Annotated in this window: 22 protein-coding genes and 1 pseudogene; 9 read left to right on the forward strand and 14 right to left on the reverse strand. The window is 71.7% G+C overall.

Annotated elements, in window-relative coordinates:
• Positions 1-8: 8 nt before the first annotated feature.
• The 3 genes from ADK54_RS24430 to ADK54_RS24440 are packed head-to-tail and all read right to left on the reverse strand — an operon-like array spanning position 9 to position 2,370.
• Positions 9-755: a CoA-transferase subunit beta gene (locus ADK54_RS24430; protein ID WP_053727850.1), complete on the reverse strand. Its 747-nt coding sequence runs from the start codon at positions 753-755 to the stop codon at positions 9-11.
• Positions 752-1,594 (reverse strand): CoA transferase subunit A, encoded by an 843-nt coding sequence (locus tag ADK54_RS24435; RefSeq protein WP_053727851.1) that lies wholly within the window; start codon positions 1,592-1,594, stop codon positions 752-754. Before ADK54_RS24435 ends, ADK54_RS24430 begins: the two co-directional genes overlap by 4 nt.
• The gene (locus tag ADK54_RS24440) at positions 1,591-2,370 is read right to left on the reverse strand and encodes an enoyl-CoA hydratase family protein (protein WP_053727852.1); all 780 of its coding nucleotides are present in this window, start codon (positions 2,368-2,370) and stop codon (positions 1,591-1,593) included. Before ADK54_RS24440 ends, ADK54_RS24435 begins: the two co-directional genes overlap by 4 nt.
• Positions 2,371-2,438: 68 nt before the next feature.
• Between ADK54_RS24440 and ADK54_RS24445 the strand changes: the two genes are divergently transcribed.
• From ADK54_RS24445 to ADK54_RS24455, 3 genes are all read left to right on the forward strand, one after another.
• On the forward strand, positions 2,439-3,227 hold the full coding sequence (locus tag ADK54_RS24445; protein ID WP_053727853.1) for an SDR family oxidoreductase: 789 nt from the start codon (positions 2,439-2,441) through the stop codon (positions 3,225-3,227).
• Positions 3,224-4,177, forward strand: coding sequence for an SDR family oxidoreductase (locus tag ADK54_RS24450; protein ID WP_053727854.1), 954 nt, complete (start codon positions 3,224-3,226; stop codon positions 4,175-4,177). The genes ADK54_RS24445 and ADK54_RS24450 overlap by 4 nt, the downstream gene beginning before the upstream one ends.
• A gap of 143 nt (positions 4,178-4,320) precedes the next feature.
• Positions 4,321-4,743: a ribonuclease domain-containing protein gene (locus ADK54_RS24455; RefSeq protein ID WP_053727883.1), complete on the forward strand. Its 423-nt coding sequence runs from the start codon at positions 4,321-4,323 to the stop codon at positions 4,741-4,743.
• A gap of 166 nt (positions 4,744-4,909) precedes the next feature.
• Here the strand turns inward: ADK54_RS24455 and ADK54_RS45050 are convergent, their stop codons facing one another.
• Positions 4,910-5,092, reverse strand: coding sequence for a hypothetical protein (locus ADK54_RS45050; RefSeq protein WP_053727855.1), 183 nt, complete (start codon positions 5,090-5,092; stop codon positions 4,910-4,912).
• Positions 5,093-5,151: 59 nt separating this feature from the next.
• Here ADK54_RS45050 and ADK54_RS24465 point away from each other — a divergent pair, with 59 nt between their 5' ends.
• From ADK54_RS24465 to ADK54_RS47650, 3 genes and pseudogenes are all read left to right on the forward strand, one after another.
• The gene (locus tag ADK54_RS24465; protein WP_234392186.1) at positions 5,152-5,310 is read left to right on the forward strand and encodes a hypothetical protein; all 159 of its coding nucleotides are present in this window, start codon (positions 5,152-5,154) and stop codon (positions 5,308-5,310) included.
• Positions 5,307-5,828, forward strand: a complete 522-nt coding sequence (locus ADK54_RS24470; protein WP_053727857.1) for an NUDIX domain-containing protein — start codon at positions 5,307-5,309, stop codon at positions 5,826-5,828. The genes ADK54_RS24465 and ADK54_RS24470 overlap by 4 nt, the downstream gene beginning before the upstream one ends.
• A 27-nt stretch (positions 5,829-5,855) precedes the next feature.
• Positions 5,856-5,942 (forward strand): annotated as a pseudogene (locus ADK54_RS47650) (GNAT family N-acetyltransferase); the annotation flags it as partial.
• A 65-nt stretch (positions 5,943-6,007) separates the two neighbouring features.
• Here ADK54_RS47650 and ADK54_RS24475 read toward each other — a convergent pair.
• The 7 genes from ADK54_RS24475 to ADK54_RS24505 all read right to left on the reverse strand — a co-directional run bounded on the left by ADK54_RS24475 (position 6,008) and on the right by ADK54_RS24505 (position 12,617).
• Positions 6,008-6,760: a GntR family transcriptional regulator gene (locus ADK54_RS24475; RefSeq protein ID WP_053727858.1), complete on the reverse strand. Its 753-nt coding sequence runs from the start codon at positions 6,758-6,760 to the stop codon at positions 6,008-6,010.
• Positions 6,761-6,771: 11 nt separating this feature from the next.
• Entirely contained in the window at positions 6,772-7,419 is a 648-nt protein-coding gene (locus tag ADK54_RS24480) for an HAD family hydrolase (protein WP_063802044.1), read from the reverse strand.
• Complete coding sequence (locus ADK54_RS24485; RefSeq protein ID WP_053727859.1) at positions 7,416-8,465, reverse strand: ABC transporter ATP-binding protein; 1,050 nt, start codon at positions 8,463-8,465, stop codon at positions 7,416-7,418. Before ADK54_RS24485 ends, ADK54_RS24480 begins: the two co-directional genes overlap by 4 nt.
• The gene (locus ADK54_RS24490) at positions 8,465-9,307 is read right to left on the reverse strand and encodes an ABC transporter permease (protein ID WP_053727860.1); all 843 of its coding nucleotides are present in this window, start codon (positions 9,305-9,307) and stop codon (positions 8,465-8,467) included. The genes ADK54_RS24485 and ADK54_RS24490 overlap by 1 nt, the downstream gene beginning before the upstream one ends.
• On the reverse strand, positions 9,295-10,191 hold the full coding sequence (locus ADK54_RS24495) for an ABC transporter permease (RefSeq protein WP_053727861.1): 897 nt from the start codon (positions 10,189-10,191) through the stop codon (positions 9,295-9,297). Before ADK54_RS24495 ends, ADK54_RS24490 begins: the two co-directional genes overlap by 13 nt.
• A gap of 7 nt (positions 10,192-10,198) precedes the next feature.
• Positions 10,199-11,410 (reverse strand): extracellular solute-binding protein, encoded by a 1,212-nt coding sequence (locus ADK54_RS24500; RefSeq protein ID WP_078966586.1) that lies wholly within the window; start codon positions 11,408-11,410, stop codon positions 10,199-10,201.
• Between the two features lie 313 nt (positions 11,411-11,723).
• Positions 11,724-12,617 (reverse strand): hypothetical protein, encoded by an 894-nt coding sequence (locus tag ADK54_RS24505; RefSeq protein ID WP_053727863.1) that lies wholly within the window; start codon positions 12,615-12,617, stop codon positions 11,724-11,726.
• Positions 12,618-12,821: 204 nt separating this feature from the next.
• Between ADK54_RS24505 and ADK54_RS24510 the strand changes: the two genes are divergently transcribed.
• The 3 genes from ADK54_RS24510 (at position 12,822) to ADK54_RS24520 (ending at position 15,501) form a co-directional block, all read left to right on the forward strand.
• Complete coding sequence (locus ADK54_RS24510) at positions 12,822-13,616, forward strand: S1 family peptidase (protein ID WP_053727864.1); 795 nt, start codon at positions 12,822-12,824, stop codon at positions 13,614-13,616.
• Between the two features lie 78 nt (positions 13,617-13,694).
• The gene (locus ADK54_RS24515) at positions 13,695-14,348 is read left to right on the forward strand and encodes a response regulator (protein ID WP_053727865.1); all 654 of its coding nucleotides are present in this window, start codon (positions 13,695-13,697) and stop codon (positions 14,346-14,348) included.
• A gap of 7 nt (positions 14,349-14,355) precedes the next feature.
• Complete coding sequence (locus ADK54_RS24520; protein WP_053727866.1) at positions 14,356-15,501, forward strand: sensor histidine kinase; 1,146 nt, start codon at positions 14,356-14,358, stop codon at positions 15,499-15,501.
• A gap of 87 nt (positions 15,502-15,588) precedes the next feature.
• Here the strand turns inward: ADK54_RS24520 and ADK54_RS24525 are convergent, their stop codons facing one another.
• The 3 genes from ADK54_RS24525 to ADK54_RS24535 are packed head-to-tail and all read right to left on the reverse strand — an operon-like array spanning position 15,589 to position 17,454.
• Positions 15,589-16,143: a hypothetical protein gene (locus ADK54_RS24525; protein WP_159047883.1), complete on the reverse strand. Its 555-nt coding sequence runs from the start codon at positions 16,141-16,143 to the stop codon at positions 15,589-15,591.
• A 23-nt stretch (positions 16,144-16,166) separates the two neighbouring features.
• Complete coding sequence (locus tag ADK54_RS24530; RefSeq protein ID WP_053727868.1) at positions 16,167-16,604, reverse strand: hypothetical protein; 438 nt, start codon at positions 16,602-16,604, stop codon at positions 16,167-16,169.
• Between the two features lie 49 nt (positions 16,605-16,653).
• Positions 16,654-17,454, reverse strand: coding sequence for a hypothetical protein (locus tag ADK54_RS24535; RefSeq protein ID WP_053727869.1), 801 nt, complete (start codon positions 17,452-17,454; stop codon positions 16,654-16,656).
• Between the last annotated feature and the right edge of the window lie 3 nt (positions 17,455-17,457).

A 17,457-nucleotide genomic window follows, 5' to 3' on the forward strand; every position in this document is an offset into this window, starting at 1 on the left:
GGGCGTCGTCACGGCCTGACCTCGCGGTCGCGCAGGTCGTCCGGGTCGATGACCTCTCGGATGAGGCGGAGTTCCTCGGGGGTGGGTGCGCGGGTGTACGCCGGCTCGTCGAGGCCGGACAGGTCGAACGCCGTCGCCTCCCGCACCTGGTCGACCGTCACCCCCGGATGCAGCGACACCACCCGCATCGAGTGGTCCGGCGTCGCGAAGTCGAAGACGCCCAGGTCGCTCACGACGCGCGGGATGCGGTGGTAGCGCGTCGCGGACGGGCCCGCGGCCGCCGCGCTGTCGTAGCCCACCCCGCTGATCAGGTCTACCTTCGGCACGAAGACCCGGGTCGAGTGCTTCGGTACCCAGTAACTCACCGGATTGTTGAGGGTGTTGACCGGTGCGCCGCGTACGCCGAGGAGCTGGCGGGCGGGCTGCTTCCAGTCGCCGATGCAGGAGATGTTCTGGTTGCCGAACCGGTCGATCTGGCTCGCGCCCATCATGACGTGCCGCCGGCCGCCGGTGACCATCGCGAGGTGCTGGCGGTACGGCAGCCAGCCCTCGGGCTCCCCGTCGAGGCCGACCAGCATCGCCTCGCCGTCGGTGAGCAGCAGGTCGGGCGAGAAGGTGCGCCGGGCGAGCCGCGCGCCGACCGACGGGATCAGACCCATGGGGCTCGCGAGCACCTCCCCGTTGTCGCGCCAGGCCTCGGCGCAGGCGATCACGCAGTACTCGGCGCGGCTGACACGCACGGTGCTCGTCGTCATTTCTGCTCCTCGTGCCAGCTCTGCACGGCCGACTGGTAGGACTTCTCGTCAGGCCCGGACAGGAAGCGCTCGGCGAACTCGGGCCAGGGCGTGCTCGCGTACAGCTTCTGGAACGGCTCGTCGCGGCCGTAGTCGGGGACGCAGGACGTGAAGTGCGCGCCGTTCGGGCTCTCCACGACTCCCGTCACCGCATACCGCTTGACCAGCAGGGACTGCGGCACTGTGGCCCCGAAGCCGTCCACGATCCGCTCGCACGAGACGTACGCGCTGTCGGCGGCCTCGCAGAACAAGTCGTCGAAGTACGGGTCGGGTCCGAGGTACTGGCCGTTGCCGAGCCGGTCCGCGCGGTTGAGGTGGACGAGCGCCGCGTCCATGCGCAGGGCCGGCATCGCGACGAACGTCTCGCCGTCCTCGTACGGTGAAGTGACCGTACGCAGCGCCGGGTTGACCCGCATCACGTCGGAGCCGATGCCCGCGCGGACCGGCAGGAACGGCAGCCGGTTGGCGGCCGCGTGCAGCCCCCACATGAACATCGCCTCGTCGACCTCCATCAGCTCGAACGCGCCCGCCTGGCGGGCCGCGCGGAAGTGCGGCTCCAGGGGGATCGAGTCGAGCGTCGCGAAGGGCGCGACCAGTTTGCGGATCCTCCCGGCGGCGGCGAGCAGGCCGACGTCGGGGCCGCCGTACGAGATCACCGTGAGGTCGGTGACGGGGGAGCGGAGCAGGGCGCGCACCAGCGCCATCGGTTTGCGGCGCGAGCCCCAGCCGCCGATGCCGATGGTCATGCCGCTGCGCAGCCGCGCGACGACGTCCTCGGGCGTCATGGTCTTGTCCGTCACGGGGAGGCCTCCTCGGTGGCCGGTGCGCGGGAGGTGTCGGGTGCTCCGAAGGTGCCGCGGACGCGGTCGGCGACGCCGCTGAGGTTGGCCTCGAAGGTGAAGCCCTGCTCGAAGCGGTAGCTGCGGCGTACGTCGACCGGGTCGATGCCGTTGATGGCGGCCTTGGCGAGCCGGATCAGCGTGCCGTCCTTGCTGGCGATCTCCCGCGCCAACTCCAGTGCTGCGTACTGGAGTTCATCACGGGGGACCACCTTCCACACCGCGCCGTGGGCGTGCAGCTCCTGGGCCGTCGCCGCGCGCGAGGTGTAGTACAGCGCGCGCATGAGGTGCTGCGGGACCAGGCGGGCGAGGTGGGTGGCGGCGCCGAGTGCGCCGCGGTCCAGTTCGGGCAGGCCGAAGACGGCGTCGTCGCTCGCCACGATCGCGTCCGCGTTGCCGACCAGGCCGATGCCGCCGCCGAGGCAGAACCCGCCGACCGCCGCGACGACCGGCACCTCGCACTCGTACACGGCGGCGAAGGCCTCGTAACAGCCCCGGTTCGCGCCGATGAGGGCGGTGTGGCCGGGGTCGCGCTGCATCTCCTTGATGTCGACCCCGGCGTTGAAGCCGCGGCCCTCGGCGGCGAGCACCACACAGTGGTTCCCGGGGTCGCGCCCAGCCGCGCGGACCGCGTCGGCGAGGTCGTACCAGCCCTGCACGGGAAGGGCGTTGACGGGCGGGAAGTCGACCGTGACGAGGCAAATGCCCTTCTCGGGGCTTGAGGTGGAGACACCCATGGGCGGATCAGCTACCTTTCCACCAAACATTTGTTAGGTCAGGTGTTAGCTCAGGAAGGTAGCAGCGGATGGAGCTGGCCGGGAAGGCAGTCGTCGTCACCGGTGGCACCCGGGGCGTGGGCGCGGGGATCGCGAAGGCGTTCCTCGGAGCGGGCGCGGACGTGGTCGCGTGCGCCCGCCGACCGCCCGACGAACCCGTCGAACTCGGCGGCCGGAAAGCCGAGTTCCGCCCGCTGGACCTGCGGGAACCCGACGCCGTACGAGCCTTCTTCGCCGAGGTCGCCGCCGACTACGAGCGCCTCGACGTGCTGGTCAACAACGCGGGCGGCACCCCGTACCGGCTGCTCGACGAGGGCGAGGCCGAACGCCACGCGCGGGTCGTCGAGCTGAATCTGACGGCCCCGCTCACCGCGTCGCTCGCCGCCCGGCCGTATCTGCGGGCGGCCCGCGGCTCGGTCGTGATGATCGGCAGCGTGAGCGGAGGGCGGCCCTCGCCCGGATCGGCAGCGTACGGGGCCGCGAAGGCGGGCCTGGAGAGCCTCGCCCGCTCGATGGCGGTGGAGTGGGCGCCCGAGGTCCGGGTCAACACCCTGGTGCTCGGGATGGTCCGCACGGAACTGAGCGAGCTGCACTACGGCGACGCGGAGGGCGTCGCGCGGGTGGGCGCGACCGTGCCGCTCGGCCGGCTCGCCGAGCCCGAGGAGGTCGGGGCGGCCGCCGTCTTCCTCGCCTCGGCGAAGGCGTCCTACATCAGCGGCGCGTCGCTGCTCGTCCACGGCGGCGGCGAGCGCCCGGCGTTCCTGGCGGCGGCCACGGTCAATCAACGTGTCAACTCACTTGAAGGGAACGGAAGATGAGCGGTTTGTGCGAGGGCCGGGTCGTGATCGTGACCGGCGCGGGACGGGGGCTCGGGCGCGCCCACGCGCTGGCGTTCGCCGGGCAGGGGGCGCGGGTCGTGGTCAACGACCTCGGGGTCGGAGTCGACGGGCAGGGCGTTCCCCAAGGTCTCGGCTCGGCTCGACCAGGGGAGGCCCCGATGGCCGGCCCCGCCCAGTCGGTGGTGGACGAGATCCAGGCGGCGGGCGGCGAGGCGGTGGCGCACGGCGGCGACATCGCGACGACCGAGGGTGCGGCCTCGCTGATCGCGACGGCGTTGGACGCGTTCGGCGCGCTGCACACCCTGGTCAACAACGCGGGGTTCCTGCGCGACAGGATGCTGGTCAACCTGGAGGAGGACGACTGGGACGCGGTCATGCGGGTCCACCTCAAGGGCCACTTCCTGCCGCTGAAGCACGCCGCCGCGTACTGGCGCGCCGAGGCGAAGGCGGGCCGCGAGGTCGCGGCCCGGGTGGTCAACACCAGCTCCGGGGCAGGGCTGTTGGGCTCAGTCGGCCAGGGCAACTACAGCGCAGCGAAGGCCGGGATCGTGGGGCTCACCCTGGTCGCGGCGGCCGAGATGGGCCGGTACGGAGTCCAGGTCAACGCGATCGCCCCGGCGGCCCGCACCCGGATGACGGAGGGGACCTTCGCGGAGGCGATGGCGGCGCCGGGGAAGCCGGGGGCCTTCGACGCGATGGCTCCCGACAACGTCTCGCCGCTCGTGGTGTGGCTGGGCTCGGCCGCGAGCGAGGGCGTCACCGGCCGGGTCTTCGAGGCGGAGGCGGGCCGCATCACCGTGATGGAGGGCTGGCGCCCGGGACCGACGAGCGACAAGGGCGCCCGCTGGACCCCGCGCGAGGCGGGCGAGGCGGCCCTCAAGCTCCTTGCGGAGGCGGAGACTCCGGGGGTGGTGTACGGATCGCGATAGGGGCGTTGAACGATCTCAGGTTGCGGATGCCTTAACCGCCCGTGGCGCTTTCATTACGCATGTGACCGCCTCGGTTAACAGGTAGAAAAATCAACGGTGTTGGCGTTGACGGCCTCCGCTCTACGCGCGTCATCATGGTGCACATGACAATCCCCCCACGTTTCGCAGCCCTCGGCGGCGCCTTCGCCGTAGCCGCCGCCCTCCTCGCGGGTCCGGTCGCCGGCACCGCGTCGGCCGCCCCCACGGCCACCGCCGCCTCCGCCTCCGTGTCCGTGAAGTCGGTCGGCGACGTCTGTTACTCCGCGCTGCCGTCCCAGGCGCACGACACGATCAGCCTCATCGACCAGGGCGGCCCGTTCCCGTACCCCCGGGACGGCATCGTCTTCGACAACCGCGAGCAGGTGCTGCCGAGCCAGAGCAGCGGCTACTACCACGAGTACACCGTGATCACCCCGGGCGCGCCGACGCGCGGCACCCGCCGCATCATCACGGGCGAGCAGGACCACGAGGACTACTACACCGCCGACCACTACGTCACGTTCCGCCTGGTCGACTTCGGCTGCTGAACCGGGAGTTGACCGGTAGTCGACCGGGAGCCGCCATGCGACGAGGCCCGCCTCGCCCCTTCCGGGGGTGGGGCGGGCCTTGGTGTTCACGCGGGGGCCGCCGAGGCTGAGCAAGGGTGGCTCGGATGGGCCTCGGCCGCATGCTGCCCCCTCCTTGGGACGCCTCTCACTGGGACGCCTCTGCCCTCGCGCCGGTCTGCTTCTGCGCGGTGCGCCGGAGGCGGCGGTTGACCGCGTCGATCGCAGCACACGAGCCCTCGCCGTCTTCGACGCGCTCCCGGAAGTCGGACCAATCCGCGTCGGTCCAGCGGTCGAGGGCGGCCGGGAACGACGTGTCCTCGCCGGTCACTGGCCCTCCGGCGGGTCCGTATCCGGGGTGACCGGCTCGGGGTCGGCGAGGCAGCACGCGTGGTGCAGCAGCTCGACGGCCTGAGCCGACGCATGGAGCCGCACGCGGGGTACCGGCCGGTCCGGGAGTACCTGGCGGACTTCGACGACGCGCGCAGGGCCAGAATGCTTCTGCTGGCCGACATCATCCCGTCGTCACCGGGAGGCACCCCCGCATGAGGCCCCAGGCTCCTACACCTGCCGATCCCGAAGCGTGGAATGCCTACCTCGCCGAAGGCAATGCCAAGCAGGCCCGCAAACGCGTCGCCGCCGATGTACTGCTCCGCGATCCGTCGGGACGTGTGCTGCTGGTGAACCCCACCTACAAACCCGGATGGGACCTCCCCGGCGGGATGGTGGAAGCGAACGAGCCGCCGGAGGACGCCGCGATTCGGGAGCTGAGTGAGGAACTGCGGTTCCGGCCGACGTTGCGGGGACTGCTCGTGGTGGACTGGGTGGCACCGCACGGTCCCTGGGACGACCAACTCGCGTTCGTCTTCGACGGGGGCACTCTCGACGAGGCAGTGGCGGCCTCGTTGCGGCCCCGTGACGAGGAGTTGTCCGAGGCGGTGTTCGTGGCACCCGACGAGGTGCCCCGCCGGGTCAGTGACCGTATGCGGCGGCGATTCACCGCCGCACTGGATGCCCTCGCCACGGGGCGTCCGCGGTATCTGAGGGACGGCAGCCCTGTGGCATAGCCCGTACGCGGAGGTGACGGCGGCCCGCTGCTGTGCCTGCCGAACTGCGCCGTCACCGCGTTCGGTGAGCGATGGGACCGGCACGGCACCGAACCCGGGTTCGTGGCCGTTCTCGTCAACACGAACGGATTACGGGCTGAAGGCGGGGGATGGGGCGGGCCCCGCCGCAAACCCCCGCCTCACTCTTCCCCGAGCTGCCGCCCCAGCGCGCTCGTCGCCGTCGAGTTGTGGACCGTGAACGCCACCGTCCCCGGCAGATAGCGGTCCTCCGACCACTCCACCGGGGTGCCCGCCGGGTCGGTCGAGCGGCGGCGTTCGCGCAGCAGGGCGTGGCCCGTGCGGCAGTCGAGCAGCTGCGCGTCGTCCGCGTCGGCCAGCACCACGTCGATGGTGTGGTGCGCGTCGGTGAACAGGACGCCGTGCAGCTCCAGTTGGTGGGAGTGCGACACCTCGTCGACGTCCATCGCGGCCACCAGCTCGCCGATCCGCTCCGGGTACGTCGAGCGCTCCACCATCACCGGCGCGCCGGACAGGGTGCGGACCCGGCGAACCCTGAACACCCTTGTTCCAGAGGGGAGTTGGAGGTGATGGGCTTCCTCTTCCGTCGCCTCGGCCGGGTCGACCGCCACCGTCCTGCCGCCCGGTTCCTCGCCCAGCGAGCGGGCCCAGCGGGCGAACGAGCGCAGCTCCCCGAAGCTCTGCAACCGGGCCGCCCCGCCGAGCACCACCCGGCGGGCGCCGCGCCGCGAGGTCACCAGGCCGTCCGCTCGCAAAGACGCGAGGGCCTGGCGGACCGTGCCTCTCGACACGCCGTAGCGGCGGGCGAGTTCGTCCTCGGCGGGCAGCCGTGCGCCCGAACCGTACTCGCCCGCCGCGATGGCGGTCCGCAGATCACCGGCCACTTTCCGGTAGAGCGGCGACTTGCTGGACACCCCGGGCCCCCTCAACTGCCTATCAGTGAGCGGAGCAAGGTGAGGTCCGCCTCCTCCAGACTAGTCAGCACCGTGCGGCCGGCGGCGGGCGCTATCGGTTCCACCGACGGAACCGCGAGCACCGCACACCCCGCGGCCTCCGCCGACGCGACGCCCGTCGCGGTGTCCTCGACCGCCACGCAGCGCGCCGGGTCCGCGCCGAGCGCCGCGGCCGCCGCCAGGTACGGGTCGGGCGCGGGCTTGGTGCGCTCGGTGTCCTCGGCCCCGTACACCGCGTCGAAGCGGTGGCCGTCGAGTGACGTCGCGACCCTGCGTACGATCGCGCTCGGTGATGCCGACACCAGTGCGGTCAGTACCCCCGACTCCCGCAATGCGCGCAGGAGCTGGAGTGCGCCCGGTCGCGGCTCGGCGCCGTCCGCCAGGCGTGCCGTGAAGTCCGACCCCAGTTCGGCGGCCAGCTCCTCGCGCCGGGCGCCCAGCGACACGTACAGGAGCTCGGCCGTGTCCTCCACCGAGCGGCCGTACACCGAGCGGCGCTCCTCGCCCACCAGCGCGTGCCCGTAGCGGGCCGCGACCTTCTCCACGACCTCGACCCAGGCCTCCTCGGTGTCGACGAGGGTGCCGTCCATGTCGAACAGGACCGCCCGCAGCCCGCTCACGCAGCCTCACCGGCCGCGAGCACGGGACGCCGCTGCGGCCGTACGGTGACGCTCGCGCCCGCGCCGAAGGAGCCGGCGGCGTGCGAGGGCAGGTCGGCCTTGACCACGGTGCCGTCCGCGAGCCGCACGGTCAGGCGGGTGCTCGCACCGTGGAAGGAGGAGCCCGTCACCGTGTCGGGGCCGCCGTCCGTCACCTCCAGGGCTTCGGGGCGCAGCAGGAACACCGAGCCCGTCGCCGGCCCGTCCACCGGCAGACGCACGCCCAGCACCTCGGCGAGGCCGTCGGAGGCGATCCTGCCCGGGACGCGGTTCATCGTCCCGACGAACGACGCCACGAACGCGGTCGCCGGACGGTCGTACAACTCGGCCGGGGCCGCGCACTGTTCGAGCCGCCCGCCGCGCATCACCGCGACCTTGTCGGCCATGGAGAGGGCCTCCTCCTGGTCGTGGGTGACGAACACGGTGGTGATGCCGAGTTCCAGCTGGAGGCGCCGGATCTCCTCGCGCAACTGGACGCGGACCTTGGCGTCCAGGGCCGAGAGCGGCTCGTCCAGGAGCAGCAGCCTTGGTTGGAGGGCGAGCGCGCGGGCGAGCGCCACGCGCTGCTGCTGCCCGCCGGAGAGCTGGTGCGGGAAGCGGTCGCCGTGCTCGGGCAGGCCGACCAATTCCATCAACTCGGCGGCACGAGTCCGGCGTTGGGGCGCCGGGACCTTGCGCATCTTCATGCCGAAGGCCACGTTGTCGGCCGCGCTCAGATGCGGGAAGAGGCTGTACGACTGGAAGACCATGCCGGTGTCGCGCCGGTTGGCCGGCACCGGCACGATGTCCTCGCCGTCGAGCAGCACCTCGCCCGCGTCGGGCCGCTCGAAGCCCGCGAGGACCCGGAGCGCGGTGGTCTTGCCGCAGCCCGACGGGCCGAGCAGCGCCAGGAGTTCCCCCGGCGCGACATCGAGGTCGAGCCCGTCGAGGGCCACGGCGGACCCGAAGGTGCGGCGAAGGCCCCGGATCGTGAGGGCGGTGCCGGTGCGCGGCGGTGCGGTGGTCATCAGACGGCTTCCTTCTTACGAGACTTGCGGGTGCCGCGGGTGCGGGCGAGGCCGGTCACGACCAGGAGCAGCCCCCACGTGAGCAGCAGGCTGAGCAGCGAGACCGCCACCGACAGCTGGGCGTTGTCGCCGGAGGCCTGCACGATCCACACCGCGAACGGCTGGAACCCGAGCAGCGAGGCCACGGTGAACTCGCCGAGCACCAGGGCCAGCGCCAGGAACGAGGCGTTCAGGATCGCGGTGCGCAGATTGGGCAGCACGACCGCGAACAGCGCCCGCGGCCAGGACGCGCCCAGATCGCGGGCGGCCTCCACCAGGGTGCGCACATCGACGGCCCGCAGCCCCGCGTCCAGCGAGCGGTACACGAACGGCAGCGCCATCACGACGTACGCGAAGACCAGGACCAGCGGGAACGACGGGTTCTGGACCGCGACGAACGTCTGGTACAGCGGGGTCGTGGCGAGATGGTCCGGGCCCCACTTGAGGACCGTGCCCAGGCCCGCGACCAGCGCCACCGGCGGCACCACAAGGGGCAGCGTGCACACCACTTCGAGCACCGCCCGCAGCCGCCCCGAACCGGAAAGCCGCACCGCGAGCGCGGCCGGAAGCGTCAGGACCAGGGCGAGCGCGACCGTGCACAGGGCGAGCCCGACCGACCTGAGCAGGGCCGCGGTGAACCCCTCGGCGCCGAAGATCTGCGTGTACGAGGAGAGGGTGAGGCCCTGCCCGGGCACGTCCACCGTGAACACCAGGGAGGCGAGCAGCGGCACCAGGAAGTAGGTGCCCGCGACCAGCAGGACCGCGCCGCGCCACGGGCGCAGGGGATACGTCAGGCGAGCCATCGGGCGCTCCTTCGCTGAAGGGGCAGGTGCACGGCCATAACGAGGAGGGCGACGATCACCATGTCGAGGCTGAGCGCGAGCGCCACGTTCTCCTGGCCGACCAGCACGTTGCCGGACAGGGCGTCCGCGATCTGCATCGTGACCAGCGGCACCGAACTGCCCACCATCGAGGCGGCCGTGGCGTACGCGGCGAACGCGCTGCCGAACAGCAGGACGAAGCCGCCGAGCAGGGTGGGAAGCAGCACCGGGACGCCGACATGGCGCCAGTACTGCCAGGCGCTCGCGCCGCTGCTCTGAGCCGCCTCGCGCCACTGCGGGCGAAGGCCGTCCAGGGCCGGTGCCACGGTGAGCACCATCAGCGGGACGAGGAAGTACAGGTAGGTCAGGGCCAGGCCCCAGAAGCTGTAGAGGCTCCAGCCGTGTTCGGCCAGGCCCAGCTTGGTGGTGAGGACGCCCGCGTTGCCGAGGGTGGCGACGAAGGCGAAGGCGAGCGGCACGCCGCCGAAGTTGGCGAGCACCCCGGACGCGGTGAGCACGGCCTCGCGCAGTGCCTTGCCGCGCGAGGTGACGACGGCCTGCGCGAGCAGCAGGCCGAGCACGGCGGCGATGGCGGCGGTGGTGGCCGCGAGCTTCACGCTGCCGAGCAGGGCCGTCCAGTACGCGCCGTGCACGGACTGGCTCATGTTGCCGAGCCCGTACGAGCCGTTGACGGACAGCGCGCCGTTCAGCATGGCGAGGGCCGGGACGCCGAAGGCGAGCGTGACGAAGGCGAGCAGCGGAACCGCGGCGAGCCAGGCGCCGGGACGCCTGCGGCCCCGGCGCTGCGTCGGTCGCTCAACTGCCGTGACAGCGACCGGAGTTGAGGTGGTAGTGGTGAGGGTCATGGAGTGATCAGCCCGAGATCGCCTTGGCCCAGCCATTGGCGAGGACCGTCTTCGCCTGGGTGTTCTGCGCCTCGGTGGGGAAGGTGGGGGTGCCGGCGACCTGCGGGAGCTTGGCGGCCGCGGCCTTGTCGAGCGTGCCGTCCTTGTCCATGGCGGGCATGAGCGTCGGGCGGGCGTACCCCTTCAGCCACAGGTTCTGGCCCTCGGTGGAGTACAGGTACTCCTGCCACAGGCGGGCGGCCGCCGGGTGCGGGGCGTCCTTGTTGACGGCCTGCGAGTAGTACTGGGCGTAGACGCCGTCGGTGGGGACCGCGGTCTTCCAGTCGAGGCCCTTGCCCCTGAACTGGTCGGCGTAGCCGGCGTTCAGGTAGTCCCAGTCGATGGAGATGGGCGTCTCGCCCTTCTCGACGGTGGCCGGGGTCGACTCCACCGGGTTGTAGTTGCCGGCCTTCTTCAGCTTGGCGAAGAAGTCCAGGCCGGGCTGGATGTTGTCGAGCGAACCGCCGTTGGCCAGCGACGCCGCGTACACCCCGGCGAAGGCCGAACCGGACTTGGTGGGGTTGCCGTTGAGGGCGACCTGCCCCTTGTACTCGGGCTTCAGCAGGTCCGCGAACGTGGTCGGGCACACCTTGACGCGCTTGGCGTCGCAGCCGATCGAGACGTAGCCGCCGTAGTCGTTGAACCAGCGGCCCTGCGCGTCCTTCTGCGCCGCGGGGATCTTGTCGAAGCCCTCGACCTTGTACGGGGCGGTCAGGCCCTGGTCGCCCGCGGACTGGGCGAAGGAGGCGCCGAGGTCGAGGACGTCGGGGGCGCGGTCCTGGCCCTTGCGGGTCTTGACCGCGTTGATCTCGTCGGCGCTGGTGCCGTCCGGGTTCTCGACGGAGACCTTGATGCCGTACTTCTTCGTGAAGCCGTCGATGAGCGCGCCGTAGTTCGCCCAGTCGCGCGGGATGGCGATCGCGTTGAGCGTGCCCTCCTTCTTCGCGGCGGCGATCAGCGCGTCCATGCCGCCCGCGTCCTTCGCGGAGGTGGCGGCCGCGGGGCTCTTGCCGCCCTTGCCGCCGTCGGCCGCGCTGGTCGAGGCGTCGGACTTGGCGCCGCAGGCGGCGAGGGCGAACGCGGAGGCGGCCAGGGTCACGGCGAGGCCTGCGGTGCGTATGCGGGGGGCGATCACGGGAGCTCCAAGTTGTACGGACAACTGTTGTACAGACAACTCCATTACGAGGGTGGTGGGTGTCCCGTTGGTGAACGCGGGGCGAAGCGCGCGATGCGGTTGGCAGGCGGATCCGGTCACCACCTTTCAGCCACCCTGGGGCTCCGCCCCAGACCCCGTATCGCGCCTTAAGGGCGCTCGTCCTCAAGCGCCGGACAGGCTGAAGATGCCGGTGCCGGCCAGCAATGACGCCGCTAGGGGCGCGGGGCTGTGACATTTGCGGCTCCGCCGCGTGGGCGCGACCAGCCATGGACGGCCCGCAGTCGAAAGGTAAGGGGCGCGGGGAACTGCGCAAACAGCCCCCCACCCCCGCGGAGCGCTACGTGTCGCACTCCAGCACCGCCCCGCACAACCCGCACCGCGCCCGGACCCGCCCCCGCACCGGCACCCGGATTCGCTGGCAGCACGTCGGGCAGGCGAAGCGCACCCGCAGGCCGTCCGGGGCGGGCTCGAAGGAGTAGGGGGAGCCGGGCTCCGCCCAGGCACCCCCGTGCTCAGACGCGTACCGCCGGTCCTTCGCGTAGCGCCGCCGTCCCGTCCAGCCCGCCGCGACGAGCGGAGGCTGCTGCCCGTCCCGGCGTGCCTGGGCCGCGCCCGCCGTGTACGCGGGGTACGCCTGCGGGCTGGTGAACCAGGGCGAGGGGTCCTCGCCGAACAGTTCGGCCCGCTTGGCCAGGACGTACCCGAACTCCTCCGGGGTCAGATATCCCAGCTTCTGGCTGGACACCCCGTCCTCGCGGAACGCGTCGAGCAGCAGCCATCCCGCACCCAGGTACGTGGTCGCCGTGTCGGTGAGGATCTCGTTGTCGCGGGTGCCCGGGAACGTCAGGTCCAGGCGGTGGAGCAGCACGTGGGTGATCTCGTGGGCGAGCGCCGCCCCGATGTCCCGGCGGTGGCTGCGGAACCGGTCGTTCAGTTCGATGAAGTACTCGGGTCCCGCCGCCAGTTCGACGCTCGCCGCGTGCTGCATCTCGCGGAAGCCCACGATCATCCGGGCGTCGGGCAGGTGCAGGTGCTGGACGAGCGCGCGGGCCACCCGCTGGGCGCCCAGGTGCAGGTCGTCGTGGTCGGCGAAGGCCACATCGGCGGGGAGCACGCTGGTCGCGTACCCCTGGAGCCCGTCCCGGGACAGCCGCTTGTGCAGCGCCGTGATGGCCGCGCGCACCGTGGCGAGGTGCGGATAGCCGTGGACGACCGGGCTCGACGTGCCCACGCTGCCACCCCCGTTCCGAACCGCGGACCGGATTCCACTGTAAGGGCGCCGGGCGGTGGCGGCCCCGTCCGGGCGCTGGCCGGAAAGCGGCCCTTGTGAGCGGCGCGGAGGCCTCCGCATAATCCCCGCAACGCATTGACACGCCCATGACAGAACGGGCCCGTCCGTGCGTATGACAGCCAACCCCCCACGAGAGGCAGTCAGTTGAAGAAGATGATGCGAGCCCTGCGCAGATGTCTGGCCGTGACGGCCGTCCTCGCCGCCGCGTTCAGCCTGCCCGCCACCGACGCCTTCGCCTCACCCGCCTCACCCGCCTCGCCCCGGCCCGTCGTCGGCGGGGCGCAGGCCGCCCAGGGCGAGTTCCCGTTCATGGTCCGGCTCTCCATGGGCTGCGGCGGCGCCCTGTACACCCAGCAGATCGTCCTCACCGCCGCCCACTGCGTCGACGGCAGCGGCGCCAACACCTCCATCACCGCCACCGGCGGCGTCGTCGACCTGCAGAGCTCAAGCGCGATCAAGGTGAAGTCCACCAAGGTCCTGCAGGCCCCCGGCTACAACGGCAAGGGCAAGGACTGGGCGCTGATCAAGCTGGCCAAGCCCATCAACCAGCCCACCCTCAAGATCGCCACCAGCACCGCGTACAACAGCGGCACCTTCACCATCGCCGGCTGGGGAGCGACCAGCGAAGGCGGCGGACAGCAGCGCTACCTCCGCAAGGCGACCGTCCCCTTCGTCTCCGACGCCGACTGCAAGGTGGCGTACGGCGACGACCTCACACCCGGTGACGAGATCTGCGCCGGCTACGTCGACCAGGGCGGCGTCGACACCTGCCAGGGCGACTCCGGCGGCCCCATGTTCCGCAAGGACGACGCGGGCGCCTGGATCCAGGTCGGCATAGTCAGCTGGGGCAACGGCTGCGCCGAGCCCGGCTACCCCGGCGTCTACTCCGAGGTCTCGACCTTCGCCACCGCGATCGCCCAGGCCGCCTCGAACCTGTAGCGCGCGGAGCCGCTGACCCCGGCCCGGCCGGGCGCCCCGAATTTGCGGGCGTCCGGCCGAACCTGCTCATATAGGGGCATGTCGATCACAGTGGTCATCGCGGACGACCAGGAAATGGTCCGTACCGGCTTCCGCATGATCCTGGAGAGCAGGGACGACATCGAGGTCCTCGCCGACGTCGTCGACGGGCACGCCGCCCTCGAAGCCGTCGAGCGCCTCCAGCCGGACGTGCTGCTCCTCGACATCCGGATGCCCGGCCTCGACGGCCTCGAAGTCACCCGCCGCCTGGGCGGCCGCGACCACCCCCGCATCGTCATCTGCACCACCTTCGACCTCGACGAATACGTCCACGCGGCCCTGCGCGGCGGCGCCTCCGGCTTCCTCCTCAAGGACGCCAGCCCCGAAATGCTCGTCGAAGCGGTGCGCGCCGCGGCCGCCGGGGACTCGCTCGTCTCACCCGCGATCACCGTGCGGCTGTTGAAGGAACTCGCCTCGGCCCGCCCCGCCGAAGGCGTACGCAAACCGTCCGAGCCGCTCACCGAACGCGAACGCGACGTCGTGCGCTGCCTCGCCCGCGGCGCCACCAACGCCGAGATCGCGCGCGAGCTGTACGTCTCCCTGTCCACCGTGAAGACCCACCTCGCCAACGTCCAGGGCAAACTCGGCGCCCGCAACCGCGTGGAGATCGCCGCCTGGGCCTGGGAGAGCGGACTCGCCACGAGCGCCGCGTGACGCGCCCGTGAGCCCCGTACGCCGCTGGCTCGGCCACCATCCGCGCGTCGCGGCCACCGCCCGGCCCCTGCTCGCCGCCGTCCTCGTCGCCCTCGTCACCTACGAAGGCGTGGCACTTGCCCGCCAGCCCACCCGGCCGCACGCCATCGTGTGGAGCGCCGGGATCGTGGTGTGCGTCTGCGCGGTGCCCTGGACGAGGATCCCGCTCGTCCCGCGCGCCTGGACCGCGGCCGTCGTCAGCTGGACCGCGACCGCCCTGCTCTTCACCGGCCGCCCCGAGATCGTCTGGGGCATGGGCGAGGCCATCGCCCTCCTGGTACTGCTCTCCTCGGTGCTCCTGTACGCCCCCGCCCGCACCGCCGCCGTCCTCGGCCCGGTGCTCGGCCTCGGCTGCGTGGCGGCGCCGGTACGCGACGCACAACCCGGCCGGTTCACCCTCCTGTTCACCGTCCTCGCCGTCGTCGTCAGCGCCTACTCGCTGCTCCTGCGCGCCCAGTCGGGCCAGCGCGTCCGCGACCTGGAGGCGGTACGCACCGCCGAGCGCATCGAACTCGCCCGCGAACTGCACGACTTGGTCGCCCACCACGTCACCGGCATCGTCGTCCAGGCCCAGGCCGCCCGCTTCACCGCCGTCTCCGGTGAACGCGCCGCCGAGTCCTTCGCCCGCATCGAGGAGGCGGGCGGCGAGGCGCTCGGCGCGATGCGGCGCCTGGTGCGGGTGCTGCGCGAGGGCGACGCGGAGACCGAGCCGGTGGCCGGCCTCGCCCAGGTCCGCGAGCTCGCCGCCCGCTTCTCCCGCGCCGGACCCCCGGCCGTCCTGTACATCGAGACCGGCCTGGAGGAACACCTGCCCGGCGACGCCGCCGCCCTCGCCCACCGGGTGGTGCGCGAATCCCTGACCAACGTACGCAAACACGCGGCGGACGCCACGGCCGTACGCATCGGCATCCGCACCACCGGCGGCCGCCTCGAAGTGCGCGTCAGCGACGACGGGGCCAGCGCGGCCACCCTCGCCGAACAGGCCCGCGGCGGCGGCTTCGGACTTGCGGGCCTGACCGAACGGGTCACCGCGATGGGCGGCGACCTCGCCGCGGGCCCCACCCCCGAAGGCGGCTGGCAGGTCACCGCGGTCCTGCCCCTCGAAGAGGAGTAGGGCGCGCCCGCCGGATCCCGGCCGCCGGACGCGCCCCGGCCCCGGCCACCGATGCGGAGGCGGCCGGGGCGGCTCAGGGCCCGCTGGTCAGACCGCGAGGACCCGGATCGAGGGGTGCTCCACGGTGTTCAGGTACAGCTTCTCCTTCTTGCCGTCCTGCTCCAGCTCCACCACCAGGCGATAGCGGTACACGCCCGGCCGCGTGGTGCTCAGGATCGTGCCCGCCCAGTAGTAGTAGACCGGCGTGAACGGGTCGCGCATCCGGTCCGGCATCCCGTAGATCTTCAGCTCCGTACAGATCTTCCGCTCGATGACGTCCTCCTCGTCACCCCGCTCGGTGTCGAGGAAGACCAGGCTGCTGATCTTCGGCATCGGCGGCCAGGTGCCGTCGGGGCGCTTCTCCATGTCGACGGGCCGGATGATCCAGTTCAGGACCTGGCCCTGCTTGCAGACCGTCTCAAGGCGGTGGGTGCCCTGCCCGGTGCCGCCCACGCTGTTGTCCATCATGTACATGGAGTCCTTCAGCGAACCCGTCGCCGCCGCCCGCCCCATGTTCACGAGCGTCACGACATTGAGCTGCACGGAGTTCAGCTGACCCGGGTTCTGCTTCTCCACCTCGCTGGTGCGCGTACTCGTACTCAACGCTCCTCCTTCGGGCACGCCGGTCAGCCGAACAGGGCCGGCGGCAGAGTGGTCGTGATGGGATCGGTCCTCGTGCCCACCCTGAACCTGATCTGGTACGGCACGGACTGGACGTCGTCCTTCTTCACCGTCCCGATCCAGTACGCGACATCGGTACCCGGATAGATCTTCCGCTCCGGCTCGATCACGTCCCGGTCGATCACGATGTCGTCGATGCTGACGAACGCCTCGCACTCCAGCGCGAGCACGTTCCACAGCAGCTGGTCGCCGCGCTTGACCTTCGTCCGCAGCTCCTCGGTGCCGAACCCGGTCGAGCCGCCCGCCTTGTTGGTGTCGTACAGATACAGGTGGCCGTGCACGCTGTGGGAGGCGAGCGCCCCCACGCAGTCCACCACCGCGGTGATCGAGATCGGCCGCTTGGCGCCGGTCCCGGTCTCCCGCAGCCTCGGTTTCGTGGTCATCTGCTCCTCCTCGTTCTGGCTGGGTCAGGGGTCCTACGAGCAGGCGCCGCTACGAGAACGGGCGCGGCGGGATGGGCAGCAGACCGAGCCCCGCCTTGGTGAAGGCGTTCCGCTTGGGCTCGGTGACGACCCTGATCCGCGACTCGCACGTCAGGTTCACCGGCTCCCACAGCGACTCGCCGCCCTGCTGCACGAGCCGGTGCAACTGGATCCGCATCGTGTACGCGTAGGTTCCCGGCCGGGACGTGTCGACCGTCGCCGACCAGTACCAGCCGTCGGTCACCAGGTCGGGCGAGCCGTACTCGGCGGGATAGATGACCTTCTCGTCGACGGCCTGGCCGTAGATGTCGGTGATCACCGGCGCGGGGTAACTGTGCGCCCCCGTAGAGCCGTTGGAGACCACCTTGCCCGTGACGTCCAGGACCTTCTGGCCCGAAAGGCGGCCCCGGGTGCGCCGCGTCGTCTTCACCCGCCGGCCCGCGGTCTGCCGGATCCGGATCAGCTCGGCCGCCGCGTCCACCCCGGCCGCACTCGACTTCACCGCCAGGTCGTCCAGCTCGGCCAGCGCCTGCTCGTCGGTCGCCCGTGCCCGCTCGGCCTCGTAGCCGCGCGGCACCGTCGGCGGGATCGAACCCAGGCTGTAGGGAAGCCAGTTGAGGACCTGCTCGCTCGCCTGCGAACCGTCGCTCCAGTACGAGCCGTTGATCGCGGTCACCAGGTCGCCGGTGCCCTGGTTCTCCGAGCCCTGCAACTTCATGTTGTCGAACAGGTACGTATTGCCGTCCAGGGTCTGGGACTCCAGCGCGTTGCCGACGTCCACGAGCACGATGACCGCTAGCTGCTGGGGCATGAG

Source organism: Streptomyces sp. WM6378 (assembly GCF_001279695.1).
Classification (GTDB): Bacteria; Actinomycetota; Actinomycetes; order Streptomycetales; family Streptomycetaceae; genus Streptomyces.

Coding starts and splice junctions, on each gene's coding strand:
- ADK54_RS24430 (WP_053727850.1), bottom strand. CDS start 755: ATGACGACGAGCACCGTGCGTGTCAGCCGCGCCGAGTACTGCGTGATC.
- ADK54_RS24440 (WP_053727852.1), bottom strand. CDS start 2,370: ATGGGTGTCTCCACCTCAAGCCCCGAGAAGGGCATTTGCCTCGTCACG.
- ADK54_RS24445 (WP_053727853.1), top strand. CDS start 2,439: ATGGAGCTGGCCGGGAAGGCAGTCGTCGTCACCGGTGGCACCCGGGGC.
- ADK54_RS24450 (WP_053727854.1), top strand. CDS start 3,224: ATGAGCGGTTTGTGCGAGGGCCGGGTCGTGATCGTGACCGGCGCGGGA.
- ADK54_RS24455 (WP_053727883.1), top strand. CDS start 4,321: ATGACAATCCCCCCACGTTTCGCAGCCCTCGGCGGCGCCTTCGCCGTA.
- ADK54_RS24470 (WP_053727857.1), top strand. CDS start 5,307: ATGAGGCCCCAGGCTCCTACACCTGCCGATCCCGAAGCGTGGAATGCC.
- ADK54_RS24485 (WP_053727859.1), bottom strand. CDS start 8,465: ATGACCACCGCACCGCCGCGCACCGGCACCGCCCTCACGATCCGGGGC.
- ADK54_RS24490 (WP_053727860.1), bottom strand. CDS start 9,307: ATGGCTCGCCTGACGTATCCCCTGCGCCCGTGGCGCGGCGCGGTCCTG.
- ADK54_RS24495 (WP_053727861.1), bottom strand. CDS start 10,191: ATGACCCTCACCACTACCACCTCAACTCCGGTCGCTGTCACGGCAGTT.
- ADK54_RS24500 (WP_078966586.1), bottom strand. CDS start 11,410: ATGGAGTTGTCTGTACAACAGTTGTCCGTACAACTTGGAGCTCCCGTG.
- ADK54_RS24515 (WP_053727865.1), top strand. CDS start 13,695: ATGTCGATCACAGTGGTCATCGCGGACGACCAGGAAATGGTCCGTACC.
- ADK54_RS24530 (WP_053727868.1), bottom strand. CDS start 16,604: ATGACCACGAAACCGAGGCTGCGGGAGACCGGGACCGGCGCCAAGCGG.
- ADK54_RS24535 (WP_053727869.1), bottom strand. CDS start 17,454: ATGCCCCAGCAGCTAGCGGTCATCGTGCTCGTGGACGTCGGCAACGCG.